Consider the following 15,017-nt stretch of genomic DNA (forward strand, 5'->3'; position numbering starts at 1 on the left):
CCCCGTCTTGCATCCTGTGATGACCATGACGACCGCCGCCACCGACCGCCCCGACCAGCCGTCGGCGGCCGACCTCGACGTCCCCGCGGTCACCGCCCGCCACTTCACCCTCGCCGTCGTGGCGCTGGCGATGGGTGGCTTCGCCATCGGCACCACCGAGTTCGTCACGATGGGACTGCTGCCGCAGATCTCCGCGGGGGTCGCCGTGTCGATCCCGACCGGGGGACACGTCATCTCGGCGTACGCCGTGGGCGTGGTCGTGGGCGCCCCCGTCCTGGCGTTCCTCGGTGCCCGGCTCCCGCGCCGCGCGCTGCTGGTCGCGCTGATGGCGGCCTTCGCCGTCGGCAACGGGCTCAGCGCCCTCGCGACGTCCTACGAGCAGCTGATGCTCGCGCGCTTCGCGGCCGGGCTGCCGCACGGTGCCTACTTCGGCGTCGCCTCCCTCGTCGCAGCCAGCATGGCCCGCCCGTCCCGCAAGGGGCGCGCCGTCTCGCAGGTGATGCTGGGGCTGTCGGTCGCCAACGTGATCGGCGTCCCGGCGGCCACGGTGCTGGGACAGGCGCTCGGCTGGCGGGCAGCCTTCTGGGCCGCTGCCGGGCTCGCCCTGGTGACCCTGGCGATGGTGACCTGGTTCGTCCCGTCGTGCCCCGGCGACGGCGAGGCGAGCGGTCGACGCGAGCTCGCGGCGTTCCGGCTGCCGCAGGTGTGGCTGACGCTGCTGGCCGGCGCGGTCGGCTTCGGCGGCATGTTCGCCGTCTACTCCTACATCGCGCCCGTCGTCACCGGGGTCTCCGGGCTGGGCGAGGGCGCGGTGCCGGTCTACCTGCTCTCCTTCGGCCTCGGCATGATCGCCGGCACGTGGCTGGCCGGGATCATGGCCGACTGGTCGATCTTCCGCTCGCTCATCATCGGCGGCTCGGGCATGGCGGTGACGATGCTGCTCTTCTGGCTGGCCGCGCCCCACGGCTGGGCCGCGCTCCCGGTCGTCTTCCTCATCACCACCCTCGGCTCGGTGCTCGTCATCAACCTCCAGCTGCGGCTGATGGACGTCGCCGGCGACGCCCAGACGCTCGGGGCGGCGATGAACCACGCCTCCCTCAACATCGCGAACGCCCTCGGCGCCTGGCTCGGCGGCGTGGTCATCGCGGCCGGCTGGGGCCTGCGGGCGCCCGCGCTCGTCGGCCTGGGGCTCTCGCTCGCCGGGGTGGTCGTCCTGCTGCTCTCGGCGCGGCTGCACGTGCGCCAGCGCGCCTGACCCCTGGTCCACGTCCTCGGGATTCCCGTTCGTGTTGCACGGTGTTAACACGAACGGAACGGTTGTGTAGCCCACGCTTGGAACGATCCAATCAACAGAGGGCGGATCCGCCGCCCGAGATCTTCCGGAGGTGGAGTCATGGTGGACGAGAGCAAGGTCGTGCAGGAGGTCGAGCGCCGTCGGCAGCTCGCCGACCGCAACGTCGGGGACGTGGTCAGCCTGCTCCAGCGCCGCCAGGAGCTGCGCGGGGTCTACCCGGCCGCCGACCTCGTGGCCGACAACGTCGGCTGGGTCGTCTGAGCGGGCCCGGCCCGGTCAGACGAACCCGGGCAGGGGCTGGCCGCCCCACGTCGTCCCGTCGTCGGGCGAGCAGCTGAGGCGGTCGACCCGTCCGGCCTCGGCCACGACGCAGACCCGGTGGGACACCCCGAAGACCGAGCTGTCGTGCTGCGACTGGCGCACGGACGTGACGTCGCCCGTGGCGTCGACCCGCACCACCCCGGCTCCCGTCGCGACGTCGACCGAGTCCCCCTCGGCGACCTGCACCGTGCCGGTCGAGCCGGTCGTGAGGTAGGCGGAGCCCTCGTCGGAGACCGCGAGCCCGGACAGGTCGGCGAGCCCGTCCACCCCGCGCGCGGTCGTCCAGGTGCGCCCGGCGTCCTGTGAGGACGCGACGCCCAGGACGGGCACGGAACCGTCGGGTGCGTCGCCCAGCAGCGCGATCGCCACGCCGTCGTGGTGGCCGGCCATCTCCACGGCGGCGACCGCCCCGCCGCCCGGTCGCGACACCAGGCCCTGGAACCACAGCCCGTCACCGGTGGTCCACCTGACCTCGACGCCGCCCGTCCCCTGGGGGAGGGCCACGACGAGGTCCCCCGCTGCCGTGGCGTACGCCGCGAGGACCGGCGTGCCGTCGGGCGATGGGACGGGCAGCAGCGTGGTGCCGCGCAGGATCCGCAGCCCGTCGGTCGTGCGCACCACGACGTCGCCCGGCTCGGGCGGCACCGGGGTGCCGCCGGGGTCCACCACCGGGTCCCGCCGGCCGTCCGGGGAGATGCGGAAGGTGTCGCCGCCGTCCTGCACGAGCCAGCCGCCCGACACCTCCGCGATGGTGGGGGAGTCGCCCTCGAGCAGGGTGCCGTGCACGCGGTCCCCGAGCCGCGTCACCAGCGCGAAGCGGCAGCCGTCCGCGCAGTCGCCCCACACCGCGGCGACGGCGCCCGTGGATCCGACGACCTGCCACGGGTGGAGCATGTCGGAGGCGAGGACGTCGCGGACGTCCGCGGGCAGCCGGGGGTCCACGCCCGGGACCTGCTCCGACGGGGTGGGCGCGGGCGTCGCGGGCGCCGGGCCGGTGTCCCGCCCCGGCGCCACGCCCCAGGCCAGGCCGGTCACCGCGCAGGCGGCGAGGAGTCCCGCGACGGTCGTCGCGCGTCGACGCCGACGTGCCGCGCGCGCCCGGTCGAGGACGACGTCGAAACGGGGCGGGTCGACCCGCTCGGCGACCTCGCGGTGGAAGTCGGTGGGGAGGCTCATCGGGTGCTCCTCGCGCTCGGTCGGTAGGCGTCGGTGTCGGCGTCGGTGTCGGTGAGCAGCACGGCGAGCGCGGCGCGACCGCGGGCCAGCCGCGCCTTCACCGTCCCCACCGGGGCGCCGACCGCCTCGGCGACCTCGTGCACCGGCAGGTCGGCGAGGTGGTGCAGCGCGATCGCCTCACGCTGCGCCGCGGGCAGCGTCCGCAGCGCGGCGAGAAGGGCCACGCGATCGGCCGGGAGGTCGGCGTACGCCCCGTCCGCGGGCCCGTCCGCGAGCCGGTGGCTGACGTCGCGGAAGAAGCGGGCGCGACGCCAGCGCGTACGACTGACGTTGACCGCCACCGTGCGCAGCCAGGCCTCGGGGTTCTCGGCGGCCAGGAACGAGCGCGAGGAGTTCACCGCCCGGGCGAAGGCCTCCATCACCGCGTCCTCGGCCTCCACGGGATCGCCGGTCACGCCGGTGAGCTGCCCGACCAGGCGGCGGTAGGAGGTGGCGTAGACCTCCTGCACGCGGTCGACGGCGTTCGGTCGGGCCATGACCCACCTTCCCACTCGCCGCGCTCCGGGTGCTCTCGCCAGGGACGACTCGTGGGGAGGCCGTCCGGTTGCACCCGCACGCGAGCGATCCGTGCGTCAGCCCTTCACCGCACCGCCGCTCGTGTTCATGATGCGCTTCTGGAAGACCAGGAACACGATCGCGACCGGGATGGTCATCACCGCCGCGGCGGCGAGCTTGAGGGGGTACTTCGTGCCCTGCCCGAGCTGGTTGGAGGCGAGCTGGGCCACCCCCTTCGTGAGGTTGGTCAGCTCGGGGTCGTTGGCCGCCACGATGAAGTGGCTGAGCTCGTTCCACGAGCCCTGGAACGACAGGATGACGATGGTGACGAGCGCGGGGCGCGCCATCGGTAGCACGATCGACCAGAACATCCGGAACGTGCCGGCCCCGTCGATGCGGGCCTGCTCCTCGACGGCCACCGGGATGGACTCGAAGAAGTTCTTCATGATGAAGATCCCGGCGGCGTCGACCAGCAGCGGCACGATCAGCCCGGCGTAGGAGTTGTAGATCCCGAGCTGGTTGATCACGAGGAACTTGGGGATCAGCAGCACGACGTTGGGCACGGCCATGATGGCGACGAGGATGGCGAACATCAGACCCCGGCCGCGGAACGGGATGCGGGCCAGCGCGTAGCCGGCGAGCGAGTCGAAGAAGACCCGGCCGGCGGTGACGAACAGCGTGACCACGACGGAGTTCTTGAACCAGGTGGGGAACGCGACCTCGGTGAACAGCCGCTCGTAGGCGGCCGTGGTGAACGTCTGCGGGATCAGCGAGATCGGGTTGCTGGCCGCCTCGGGCTCGGTCTTGAACGACGTTGCGACGTCGATGAGGAACGGCAGGATGTAGAGAACGGCGAGCAGCACGAGGACGACGTACAGCCACCAGGCGGGGCGACGCGCGGTCATGACGGCCTCCTCATGACTTCTCCCTCAGCGCCCACCGCTGGAACAGCGTGAGGAGGACGATGATCGCGAAGAGGATGAACGCGATGGCCGCGCCCTCGCCCCAGCGCTGCGAGTTGAACGAGGCCTGGAAGGACAGGTACGCCGGGGTGAGCGTGGTCTTGGCCGGGCCACCCTGGGTGCCGGTGTAGATCTGGTCGAAGACCTGCCACGTGCCGATCAGGCCGAGGGTGAGGACGGTGAAGACCGTCGGGCGCAGCATCGGCAGCGTCAGGTGCCAGAAGCGCTGCCACGCGCCGGCGCCGTCGACCATCCCGGCCTCGTCCACCTCCTCCCCGATGTTGTTGAGCGCGGCGATGAACAGGAGCATGAACGTGCCCGAGGTGGTGAAGACGGCGAGCAGGATGAAGGCCGACATCGCGAACGACGGGCCGGCCAGCCACTCCCACCAGCTGATGCCGAGCATCCGGTGCTCGGTGAGCGCGGCCGGCGCGTCCACGCCGACCGCGCCGAGCGCGGTGTGGAAGATCCCGCGGGCGTCGCCGAACCAGTTCGGCCCGTCGATGCCCACCCAGCCGAGCGCCGCGTTGACGGCGCCCGAGCTGTTGAAGAGGAACAGCCAGAGCACGGTGATGGCGACGGCGCTGGTCACGGACGGGAAGTAGAACGCCGTGCGGAAGAAGCCGCGGCCCTTGAGCGCCCTGTGGTGCACCAGCACGGCGAGGGCGAGCGCGAGCGCCGTCTGGATCGGCACCACGAACAGCACGTAGTAGACGTTGTTGCGCATCGCCGTGCCGAAGTCGCGCTGCTGCAGGCTGCCCCCGGTCAGGATGTTGGAGTAGTTCTCCGCCCCGACGAAGCCCACGTCTCCCGAGAACGGGCTGCCCACGCCCCGCCAGTCCGACACGCTGACCCACAGCGCCATCAGGACCGGGAAGGCGAGGAAGACCGCGAGCAGGACGAACGCCGGAGCGACGAAGAGCCACCCGTCGCGCGTACGACCGCTGTTGATCGTGCGGGCCATCAGCAGGTCACTGCCCGACGACGGCCTGCATCGACTGCTGGACCGACTGGAGGATCGCCTCGGGGTCGCCGTCCTGCAGTCCCTCGAGCTGGGCGTTGAAGTCGCTGATCACGTCGGCGGCACCCTCCTGCGACGGCGGGTTCTGGGCGTACTCGGCCCCGTCGACGAACGGCTGGAAGGTGGGTCGGCCGTCGGCGTACTCCTGCGCGGCGCTCTGCACCGACGGGATCACGCCGAAGGCGTCGGCGAAGGCGAGCTGCTGGTCGGCGGAGGTGAGGGCCTCGACGAGCGAGATCGCGTCCTCCTGGTTGTCGCTCTGCTCGGCGATGCCCCAGCAGTTGGTGAAGGCCAGCGTGCCCTTGCCGGCCGGACCCTCGGGCAGCTCGGCCACGGTGTAGTCGACCTTGGGGAAGTCGTTCTCCATCGCCCCGGCGATCCAGTTGCCCTCGATGGTCATGGCCGCGAGCTCCTTGCCGAAGGCCTCGCCGCCCCAGCCGGCGCCGAGGTCGGAGGAGTAGGCGGCGACACCGTCGCGCATCATCCCCTGCACGAACTCGAGCGCCTCGAGGTTCGCCGGGCTGTCGACGGTCGCCTCCGTCCCGTCCTCGCTGACCATCGCGCCGCCCGCCTGCGGGAAGAACGAGCCGACCCGCTGGTACTCCGGGCCGAACGTCAGGCCGACGACGTCGCCCCGGGTGAGGGTCCCGGCGACGGTCTCGAGCTCGTCCCACGTGGTCGGGACGTCGGCGTCGGTGAGGCCCGCCTCCTTCCAGAGGCGGGTGTTGATGACCAGGCCGAGGGTCGAGAAGTCCTTGGGTGCGCAGTAGAACTGGTCGTCCACGGTGAAGGCGTCGACGAGCGTGGGGTAGAAGTCGTCGGCGTTGGACAGCTGGTCGCCGTACGCCAGGAGCGAGCCGTTGGCGGCGAAGCCGGCGAGGGTGTCGGTCGAGACGTAGAAGACGTCGGGCGGGTTGTTGGACGTGAAGCCCTGGCTGAGCTCCTGCGGCAGGTCGGTGGCGGCCTGCACGCTCGCCTCGGTGCCGCTCTCCTCCGACCACGCGGCGACGGCGTCCTGGACGGCCTTGGTCTCGGCGTCGCCGGACGAGCCGATGAGCACCTTGAGGGCACCGCCGCCCTCGGAGGAGGAGTCACCGGAGTCACCGGAGTCCTCGAAGCCGCTCCCTCCGCCGCACGCGGCGAGCGCCAGCGAGGTGGCGAGGGCCAGCGCGATCCCGGGAACGGCGCGGTGGGTGGTCTTCATGGTGTCTCCTCCTGGAAGGGGGCGGGTGGGGGTGGGGGTGGGGCTGGGGGTGGATCAGCCGGCCGGGCCGCGCAGGCTCGACTCGCGGACGACCAGCTCCGGGGGGAGCAGGCTCCGGTGGGGGTCGGTCTCGCCGTCGACGAGGGCCTCGACGGCGGCGACGAGGTCGTGGGCGACCTGCTCGAGCGGCTGGCGCAGGCTGGTCAGCCCCGGGGTGGTGAGGGCGGCGCCGGGGGAGTTGTCGAAGCCGGTCACCGCGACGTCCGCACCGGCGCGCAGGCCGCGCTCCGCGAGGGCGCGCAGGACGCCGAGGGCGAGCGTGTCGGACGCGCAGGTGATCGCCGTGGCCGGCTCGGAGAGGTCGAGCAGCCGGTGCGCGGCCGTACGACCCTGGTCGAAGTCGTCGGACACCCGGACGTGCAGGTCGTGGTCGAGGCCGAGCTCCTTGCAGGCCTCCTCCCAGCCGGCGGCGCGGTCGCGACCGGTCTCGGAGCCGTCGGGCCAGCCGACGTGGGCGACCCGGCGGTGCCCCTGGGCGGCGACGTGCTGGGTGGCCATCTGCAGCCCGGCGCGTCCGTCGACGTCGGCCCAGGCCAGGTCGGGGTCGCCGTCCCACGAGCGTCCGAAGGTCGCGAAGGGGACGCGCAGGTCGCGCAGCGCGGCGACCCGGGCGTCCGCGGCGTGCGCGCCGGACAGCACGAAGGCGTCGACCGAGGTGGTGCTGAGCAGCTCGCGGTAGGCCGCGATCTCCTCGGACTCGTCGTCGGCCTGGCAGAGGATCAGGTGGCACCCGGTGGCGGCGGCCGACTCGGCGAGGGCGTGGAGGAACTGGTCGAGGAGCAGCGCGGCGCGGTCGTCGCGCGAGCGCTCGACCTTGACGCCGATCAGGCGGGAGCGCTGGTTGCGCAGGGCGCGGGCCGATCGGTTGGGCCGGTATCCGAGCTCGTCGACCGCGGCGAGGATGCGCTCGCGTGTCTCGGGAGCGACCCGGCGCGGGTTGTTGAGGGCGTTGGACACCGACTGCGCCGACACGCCGGCACGGCGGGCGACGTCGCTGAGGGTGACGTGGCCGTGGGGGAGCGGTCCACGGCCGTCGGTGCGTCCGTCCACGGTGCCTCCTCACGAGCGTGCCGGAGCGACGTGCTTGCCATCCGGGCTGTGTTTAGCGATAAAATCATGAACGTGACGGAGGTTACACAGACCGACGAGGCGACGACAACCCCCCTCGGTGCGCCCGATCCGCAGCCCCACCTCCAGCCGCTGCTGCACGACCTCGCGTCGTGCGTGGCGGCGCCGGGCGTGCTGCTGACCGGCCTCGACGGGCAGCTGCGGCGCGGCGGCGTCAGCGGCTGGTACGTCAGCGACACGCGCCTGCTCGACCGCTGGGAGGTGTCGGTGGTCGGCTCCGCGCTCGACGTCGTCCGGGCCGAGCGGCGCGGCACGGCGCGTCACGCGTACAGCTGTGTCGCCCGGTCCGTCGGGGACCTCTCGACGCCCGACCCGACCGTCCGCATCGACCGCGTGCGCCGGCTCGAGGAGGACCACCTCGTCGAGGAGCTGACGGTCGAGTCGACCGGCGGTGAGCCGGTCGAGGTGCATCTGTGCGTCGACCTCGGCACCGACCTGTCGCCCATGGCCACGATCAAGCAGGGCCGGGCCGGGGACCCGGTCGGTGCCGCGGCCGTCCCGGACGGCCTGGAGTGGACCGCTCCCGAGGGCGCCGTCCGCGTGGTCGCGGAGGCCGGGGTCGAGACGGACGTCGACGCCGGCGCCGGGCGACTCTCCTGGCGCCTCGCCGTCGGTCGCGGGTCGCCGCAGACCGTTGCGCTGCGCGCGACGACGTCCGTGCCGGCGCTGTTCCCGGGTGGTCGTCCCCAGCCGTGGTCGACCGCGGTCGACGCGACGGACGTACGCCTGCGGCGGGTCGCGCGCCAGGGTCTGTCCGACCTGGCCGGCCTGCTCCTGCGCGACGGTGACGACCGGTTCCTCGCGGCGGGCAGCCCCTGGTTCCTCACCCTGTTCGGACGCGACTCCCTGTGGGCTGCGCGGATGCTCGTCCCGCTCGACACCGACCTCGCGCTCTCCACGCTGCGCACCCTCGCGCGCCGGCAGGGACGGACCGACGACCCGGCGACCGAGGAGCAGCCCGGCAAGATCCTCCACGAGGTCCGCAAGGAGACCCTCGACCTCGGGGAGCAACGGCTCCCGCCGCTCTACTACGGCAGCGTCGACGCCACCCCGCTCTTCGTGTGCGTGCTGGCCGACGCGCACCAGTGGGGCGCGGACCGCGCACAGGTGCGCGAGCTCGTTCCCGCGCTGCGCGGCTGCCTCGAGTGGATCCTCGACCAGTCCGCCGCGACCGGCTGGCTGACGTACGTCGACCACACCGGCCAGGGCCTGTCCAACCAGGGGTGGAAGGACAGCCACGACAGCATCCAGTTCGCCGACGGCCGGCTGGCCGAGCCGCCGATCTCGCTGAGCGAGGTGCAGGCCTACGCCCACGAGGCCGTGGTGCGCGGCGCGGCGCTGCTCGCCGACCTGGGCGCCGAGCCCGTGCCCGGCCTGGACGGGTGGGCGGCCGACCTGCGCGACCGCTTCGGCCGGGAGTTCTGGGTCGACGACGCCGACGGTGGGCACGTCGCGGTCGCGCTCGACCGACGCGGCGACCGGGTCGACTCGCTCGCCTCCAACCTCGGTCACCTCCTCGGGACCGGCCTCCTCGACGAGGACGCGACCGACCGCGTGGCGAGGCTGCTGGGCGACCCCCGGCTCGACTCGGGCTTCGGGCTGCGCACCCTGTCGGCCGCGTCGCCGCGCTTCTCGCGGCTCAGCTACCACGGGGGCACGGTCTGGCCCCACGACACCGCCATCGCCGTCCGCGGACTCGCCGCCGAGGGACGCTACGACGAGGCCGCCGCAATGGCCGCGGGGCTGGTCCACGCCGCGGAGGCCTTCGAGGACCGGTTGCCGGAGCTCTACGGCGGTGACGCCGCCAGTGACGTCGACCTGCCCGCGGCGTACCCCGCCGCCTGCCGCCCGCAGGCCTGGTCGGCCGCCGCACCGATCGCCTGCCTCGTCGCGCTCGCCGGGCTGCGGGCCGACGCGGCGAGTGCGACGCTGAGGCACCCGCCGCACACCAGCGCGCGACTCGGTGCCTGGTCGCTGCGCGGACTGCGACTGGGGGAGCACCCCTTCGACGTCGCCGTGGAGCCCGACGGCCGGGTGGTCGTCACCCTGCCGCCGGGCAGCCCGCTGCGCGTCGAGGTCCTGTAGCCCTCCGGCGGGGATCGCCTAGAGCAGCCAGCAGTTGCCGACCTGCGGAAGGCCGGCGAAGCGCGCCTCGAAGAACGGCAGCGCCTCGGCGGTCTGCGGCACGATGCCACCGACGTGGAGGGGCGCCAGGTTGGGCGAGAACCGGACGTTGGCACCCTTGGCGCACCACGACCTCGCCATCGACCGGCCGACGGCGTAGGGGATCACGTCGTCGAGCGTGGAGTGCGTGACCAGGACCGGGAACGCCGGCCTGATCGTCCCGATCCGCTGGGCCTCGACGATCGAGCGGAACGGCTCGCGGGCCATCAGCTCCGACATGGGGCGGCCGTCGGCGCTCAGCGTGGACGACCTCACGAAGGCGTGGTCGAGCAGGTCGAAGACGCACTCCTGCTCGACCTGGTCGCTCGTGGCGCGACCTCGCGCGTTGAGGTACGGCGACAGGTCGAGGTCGTAGCTCGCCGACAGGCCACGCAGCGCGAAGAAGGCGAACGCGGAGTAGAGGCCGCCGTCCAGGGTGGTCGCCACCCGTGACAGGTCGGCCGGCACGGCGCCGACGACCGCTCCCCGCACCCTGAGGTCCGGTGCGTACGACGCGGCGAGCTCGGCAGCGGACGCTGCCGCCCCGCCGCCCTGCGAGTAGCCCATGAGCCCGACGGGGCTGGCGCTGCTGAGCCCGGTGCCGGGCAGCCGCTGCGCGGCGCGGACCACGTCGAGCGTCGCGTGGCCCTGCGAGACGCGGTCCATGTAGGTGTGGACACCGGCCGTGCCGAGCCCCTCGTAGTCGGGCATCGCCACGGCGTAGCCGCGCAGCAGGAGGCCCTCGATGCCGATGCCCTCGTACTCGATGCCCTCGGAGAAGAGACGCGACGGCGCGCAGCGGTCGGCCATGCCCTGCGTCCCCGGCGCGTAGCCGATCACGGGGCGCGACCCGACGCCGACCCACGGCGCGTTCGGCACCAGCACCGTGCCCGACGCGGCGATGGCCTCGCCCGTGCGGTCGGTCGTGCGGTAGAGCACCCGCTGCGCGTTGCGGACCAGGCTCGTGGCGTCGAGGGGGTCGAGCAGGAAGCTCATCCTCTCGCTGCGGATCACGTCGCCGTCGGCGGGCGGCAGCGTGGCGGGCGCCTCGTAGAACGCGGGGCGCGGTGGCTCGTCGACCGCGGCGCCCGCCGCGGTCGTACCGGTGGCGACGACGGCCGACGTGATGGAGAGCGTGGCGGCGATCAGCGTGACGAGCGACGTGGTGGCACGACGGAGCATGGTGGGGTGTCCCTCCCTCGGGCCGGACCCGGACCGGCCGTTGGGGGGAACCTACTCGCGAGTAGTGTCAGTGGACATGTGACGTGCGTCACACGCGGACGTCAGGCGTAGACCATGCCCATCGCCGTGCGCACCTCGCCGAGCGTGGCCTCGGCGACCTCGTTGGCACGGTCGTTGCCGCGGCGCAGCACGTCGTCGAGGTAGCCCGGGTCGGCGAGCAGCTCGGCCCGCCGGGCCCGCAGCGGTGCGAGCTCGGTGTTGATCGCGTCGGTGAGCCGGCCCTTGAGCGCGCCGCCCCCGCCGTCGCCGATCTCCTCCGCCACGGCTGCCGGGTCGACGCCCTCGCAGAGGCCGATGAGGGTCAGCAGGTTGGCGACCTCGGGGCGGTTGTCCGGGTCCCAGGTGATGTGGCGGTCGCTGTCGGTCTTGGCGCCCTTGAGCTTCTTGGCGGTCTCGTCGGCCGTCATCCGCAGCTCGACGACGTTGCCCTTGGACTTGCTCATCTTGGTGCCGTCGGTCCCCAGGATCAGCGGCGCCTCGGAGAGGAGGGCGCCGGGCTCGGGGAAGACCTGGGCGTAGCGGTCGTTGAACCGGCGCGCGATGACGCGGGTCTGCTCGAGGTGGGGGAGCTGGTCGCGGCCGACCGGCACGACGTTGGCCTTACAGAACAGGATGTCCGCAGCCTGGTGGACCGGGTAGGTCAGCAGCAGGCCGCCGATCGTGGTGATGCCGGCCGTCTTAGCCTCGTCCTTGACCGTGGGGTTGCGCTGCAGCTCGGCCACGCTGACGAGGCTGAGGAACGGCAGCATCAGCTGGTTGAGCGCCGGGACGGACGAGTGGGTGAAGATCGTCGCCCTGTCCGGGTCGAGGCCGGCGGCGATGTTGTCGACGAGCAGGTTGCGCACGTTGCCCGCGATGTCGCCGGCGATCTCGCGGTCGGTGATGACCTGGTAGTCCGCGATGAGCTGCCAGATCTCGGCGCCGCTGTCCTGGAGGCGGACGCGGTTGCGGATCGAGCCGAAGTAGTGGCCGATGTGCAACGCGCCCGTGGGACGGTCCCCGGTCAGCATGCGCAGCGAGGCCGGGTCCTTCGCCATCTGTTCCTCGATGGCGTCGCTGCGAGCCTGGGCGGCGCGGAAGGTGTCACTCACGGCGTCGATCCTAATCAGGGGCGTCTCGGCGTCGCGAACGGGTTCTGTAGGGTTTCGGAGGTGCCCACCATCGGAGTAGCCATCGCGATCCCGGAGCCGTGGGCGAGCGATCTCCAGGACTACCGGACGAGCGTCGGCGACACCACCGCGACGCAGATCCCGACGCACATCACGCTCGTCCCGCCGGTCGAGGTGGACGAGCCCGACCTCGCCGCGGTGACGTCCCACCTCGAGGACGCGGCCACGACCGTGCAGCCGTTCGACATCCACCTGCGCGGCACCGGCACCTTCCGCCCGGTGTCGCCGGTGGTCTTCGTGACCCTCGCGGAGGGCATCTCGGCGTGCGAGCTCCTCGCCGACGCCGTACGCCAGGGGCCGCTCGCGATGGACCTCGACTTCCCCTACCACCCGCACGTGACGATCGCCCACCACCTCGACGACCCGACCCTCGACCGGGCCTTCGACGAGCTGGCCGGCTTCGACTGCCGCTTCGCCGTCGACTCCTTCAGCCTCTACGTCCACGACCAGCAGTCCGGCTGGCAGCCCACCCGCTCCTACGGTCTGGGCTGATCCGATGCCTCTCGTCCAGGACCTCAAGCAGCGCGTCGAGGACGTGCGCGAGCGCCGTCCGTTCGTCGACCACGTGGTGCGGACCGTGCAGCACTACGGCAGCGTCAAGGGCAGCGCGCTCGCGGGCGCGGTGACCTACTTCGGATTCCTGTCGTTCTTCCCGATCCTGGCCCTCGGGTTCGCCGTCGTCGGCTGGATCGCCGGCGTCTACCCGGACGCGAAGGACCAGCTCGTCGAGGGCGTCCAGTCGGTGCTCCCCATGGTCGTCCAGGGCGACGCGGGGTCGGGAGAGATCTCGATCGACGCCTTCGAGTCCGGCGCCGCGGCCGCGGCCGGGATCGGTCTCGTGGGCGTCCTCTACTCCGGCCTCGGGTGGGTCTCCGGCCTGCGCGACGCGCTCCAGATGACCTTCGAGACGCCGCAGCTCGAGCAGCCGAGCTTCGTGGTCGGCAAGGCCAGGGACCTGCTCTCCCTGGTCCTCGTCGGACTCACGCTGGTCGTCAGCGTCGCCGTGTCCGGCCTGGTCAACGCGATCTCCGGGCAGATCCTCGGCTGGCTGGGCCTCGACGCGGCCCTCACGCCGCTCCTCGCGGTGCTGGCGATCGTCGTCGGCCTCGGGGCCAACTCGCTGCTCTTCTACGCCATCTTCAAGATCCTGGCCGACCACGAGACGCCGAACCGCTCGCTCTGGAGCGGCGCCCTCCTCGGTGCGGTCGGCTTCGAGGCGCTCAAGCAGGGCGCGACCCTGCTGCTGGTCTCCACCCAGAACCAGCCCGCGTTCGCGGTCTTCGGCATCGCCCTCGTCCTGCTGATCTGGATCAACTACTTCTCCCGCGTCGTGGTGTACGCCGCGGCCTGGGCCCACACCACTCCCGAGGCCCGCGCCTTCCGCGAGGCCCGGACGGTCGCCGAGCAGACCGTCGAGGGCCCGCAGATCGACCTCGCGGCCGCCGCCGCGGTCGTACGCCCCGCCTCCTCGTCCCCCCTCGCCCCCGCCTCGCCCGCGTCCTCGCCGAAGGCCGCCTTCGCCGCGGGGGCCGCCGCGATGCTCGGGTTCGTGGCACTCGTCCGCCGGCGGCGGTAGGTCTGCTGCGGGAGCGGTCCTGCGGTGGAGCGGTGCGTGAGACACGTTCTGCGCCGTTGCAACCTGCCTCACCCACCGCCGGGGTGGCCGGCCACTGTCCACAGGCACCGTGACGCGGACGTCGTCCACAGCCCGTACGGCGACGATGAGCGGGGCGGGGGCCGAGGTGGCTCGATGGACCGATGTACGCCGTGCCCGAGGAGTTCCGCACCCGGCCGTTCCTCCGCGCCGAGGCGCTCGCGCGAGGGCTGCCGCGGGGCGTCCTCCAGGGCCCACAGTTCCGCAGGATCCACGAGGCCGTCTACTGCCACGTCGACCACGAGCCGTCCTTCGCGGACCGCGTCACTGCCGCGCGGCTGGCCCTGCCGGACGCGGCACGCACGACCGGCATCACGCGGATCCAGGAGCTCGGTGTCGACCACGGGCCCCGGCACCCACTGCACTTCGTGGTGGAGGGTGACCTGCACCTGGCGATCGACGGCGTGTTCCTGCACCGGACGGTGAAGGCCCCGCCGCAGGACGACTACAGCGTCACGGCCGCGGCAGCACTGGTGGCCTACTGCACAGGCGCCGTGGCCATCGACGCGATCAAGGTGGGGTGCGAGCTGCTCCGGAGCGGACTGCTCGACCTCGGCGAGTTGGAGGAGATCCTCCGGGAGGAACCGTGGCGCCGCGGCGTCCCCGAAGCGACGTACGTCCTGCCGTACCTCACCGACCGGTGCCGTTCCATGCCGGAGGCCGGGCTGCTGACGTACGTCACGGCCTGCGGGCTGCCGGTGCCCGAGGTCAACGTCCCCGTCGAGGTCGCGCCGGGGGTGCTGGTGACACCGGACCTCTGGTTCCGCCGCTGGCGGGCTGCCGCGGAGTACGAGGGGAGCCACCACCAGGAGGATCGCGCCCAGTACAACGCCGACATCGATCGCTACGCCGCCTACCGTCAGCACGACGTCGCCTACGCACTCGTCACCAAGGAGCGGTTGCGCACCCCAGCCGCGGCCATGCGGACCCTTCACGCTCTGCTGGCCAGCCGGGGGTACGACGGCCCGCGGGCGGTCTTCGGCGCCGAGTGGGACGCCCTGTTCCTCCGCCTGCCCGAGGTCGTGCGCCCGTCACCCCGTCGTCGGCGGTGAGTGACGCACGTTCTGC

General features: G+C 72.7%; 14 protein-coding genes. 6 read left to right on the forward strand and 8 right to left on the reverse strand.

The annotated features are described in order from the left end of the window. Positions 1–19 precede the first annotated feature (19 nt). Together F4692_RS12175 and F4692_RS12180 are read left to right on the forward strand one after the other, a co-directional pair. On the forward strand, positions 20–1,255 hold the full coding sequence (locus F4692_RS12175) for an MFS transporter (RefSeq protein ID WP_257029754.1): 1,236 nt from the start codon (positions 20–22) through the stop codon (positions 1,253–1,255). Between the two features lie 138 nt (positions 1,256–1,393). Continuing rightward, on the forward strand, positions 1,394–1,555 hold the full coding sequence (locus F4692_RS12180; protein ID WP_179619892.1) for a hypothetical protein: 162 nt from the start codon (positions 1,394–1,396) through the stop codon (positions 1,553–1,555). 15 nt (positions 1,556–1,570) lie between these two features. On the opposite strand, the gene F4692_RS12185 is transcribed toward F4692_RS12180, so the two are convergent. From F4692_RS12185 to F4692_RS12210, 6 genes are all read right to left on the reverse strand, one after another. After that, a complete protein-coding gene (locus F4692_RS12185; RefSeq protein WP_179619893.1) occupies positions 1,571–2,791 on the reverse strand; it encodes a hypothetical protein in 1,221 nt (406 codons plus the stop codon). Further along, entirely contained in the window at positions 2,788–3,327 is a 540-nt protein-coding gene (locus F4692_RS12190; RefSeq protein ID WP_179619894.1) for a sigma-70 family RNA polymerase sigma factor, read from the reverse strand. The genes F4692_RS12185 and F4692_RS12190 overlap by 4 nt, the downstream gene beginning before the upstream one ends. A gap of 96 nt (positions 3,328–3,423) precedes the next feature. Beyond that, positions 3,424–4,251 (reverse strand): carbohydrate ABC transporter permease, encoded by an 828-nt coding sequence (locus F4692_RS12195; RefSeq protein ID WP_179619895.1) that lies wholly within the window; start codon positions 4,249–4,251, stop codon positions 3,424–3,426. Positions 4,252–4,261: 10 nt separating this feature from the next. Continuing rightward, positions 4,262–5,272, reverse strand: a complete 1,011-nt coding sequence (locus F4692_RS12200; RefSeq protein ID WP_179619896.1) for a carbohydrate ABC transporter permease — start codon at positions 5,270–5,272, stop codon at positions 4,262–4,264. Between the two features lie 7 nt (positions 5,273–5,279). Next, the gene (locus tag F4692_RS12205; RefSeq protein WP_179619897.1) at positions 5,280–6,533 is read right to left on the reverse strand and encodes an extracellular solute-binding protein; all 1,254 of its coding nucleotides are present in this window, start codon (positions 6,531–6,533) and stop codon (positions 5,280–5,282) included. Positions 6,534–6,587: 54 nt separating this feature from the next. Then, a complete protein-coding gene (locus F4692_RS12210; protein WP_179619898.1) occupies positions 6,588–7,643 on the reverse strand; it encodes a LacI family DNA-binding transcriptional regulator in 1,056 nt (351 codons plus the stop codon). 72 nt (positions 7,644–7,715) lie between these two features. On the opposite strand from F4692_RS12210, the gene F4692_RS12215 reads away from it, so the two are divergent. After that, complete coding sequence (locus F4692_RS12215; RefSeq protein WP_179619899.1) at positions 7,716–9,806, forward strand: glycogen debranching N-terminal domain-containing protein; 2,091 nt, start codon at positions 7,716–7,718, stop codon at positions 9,804–9,806. Positions 9,807–9,824: 18 nt separating this feature from the next. Here the strand turns inward: F4692_RS12215 and F4692_RS12220 are convergent, their stop codons facing one another. Further along, a complete protein-coding gene (locus F4692_RS12220; RefSeq protein ID WP_179619900.1) occupies positions 9,825–11,066 on the reverse strand; it encodes a lipase family protein in 1,242 nt (413 codons plus the stop codon). 101 nt (positions 11,067–11,167) lie between these two features. Further along, positions 11,168–12,226 (reverse strand): tryptophan--tRNA ligase, encoded by a 1,059-nt coding sequence (trpS, locus tag F4692_RS12225; RefSeq protein WP_374757300.1) that lies wholly within the window; start codon positions 12,224–12,226, stop codon positions 11,168–11,170. 51 nt (positions 12,227–12,277) lie between these two features. Between trpS and F4692_RS12230 the strand changes: the two genes are divergently transcribed. The 3 genes from F4692_RS12230 to F4692_RS12240 all read left to right on the forward strand — a co-directional run bounded on the left by F4692_RS12230 (position 12,278) and on the right by F4692_RS12240 (position 15,001). Then, complete coding sequence (locus tag F4692_RS12230) at positions 12,278–12,787, forward strand: 2'-5' RNA ligase family protein (protein ID WP_179619901.1); 510 nt, start codon at positions 12,278–12,280, stop codon at positions 12,785–12,787. Between the two features lie 4 nt (positions 12,788–12,791). Further along, positions 12,792–13,871, forward strand: coding sequence for a YihY/virulence factor BrkB family protein (locus F4692_RS12235; protein WP_179619902.1), 1,080 nt, complete (start codon positions 12,792–12,794; stop codon positions 13,869–13,871). Positions 13,872–14,053: 182 nt separating this feature from the next. Continuing rightward, positions 14,054–15,001: a hypothetical protein gene (locus F4692_RS12240; RefSeq protein ID WP_179619903.1), complete on the forward strand. Its 948-nt coding sequence runs from the start codon at positions 14,054–14,056 to the stop codon at positions 14,999–15,001. The last annotated feature ends 16 nt before the right edge of the window (positions 15,002–15,017 follow it).

Origin of the sequence: Nocardioides cavernae (assembly GCF_013410035.1) — a bacterium.
Lineage (GTDB): Bacteria > Actinomycetota > Actinomycetes > Propionibacteriales > Nocardioidaceae > Nocardioides > Nocardioides cavernae_A.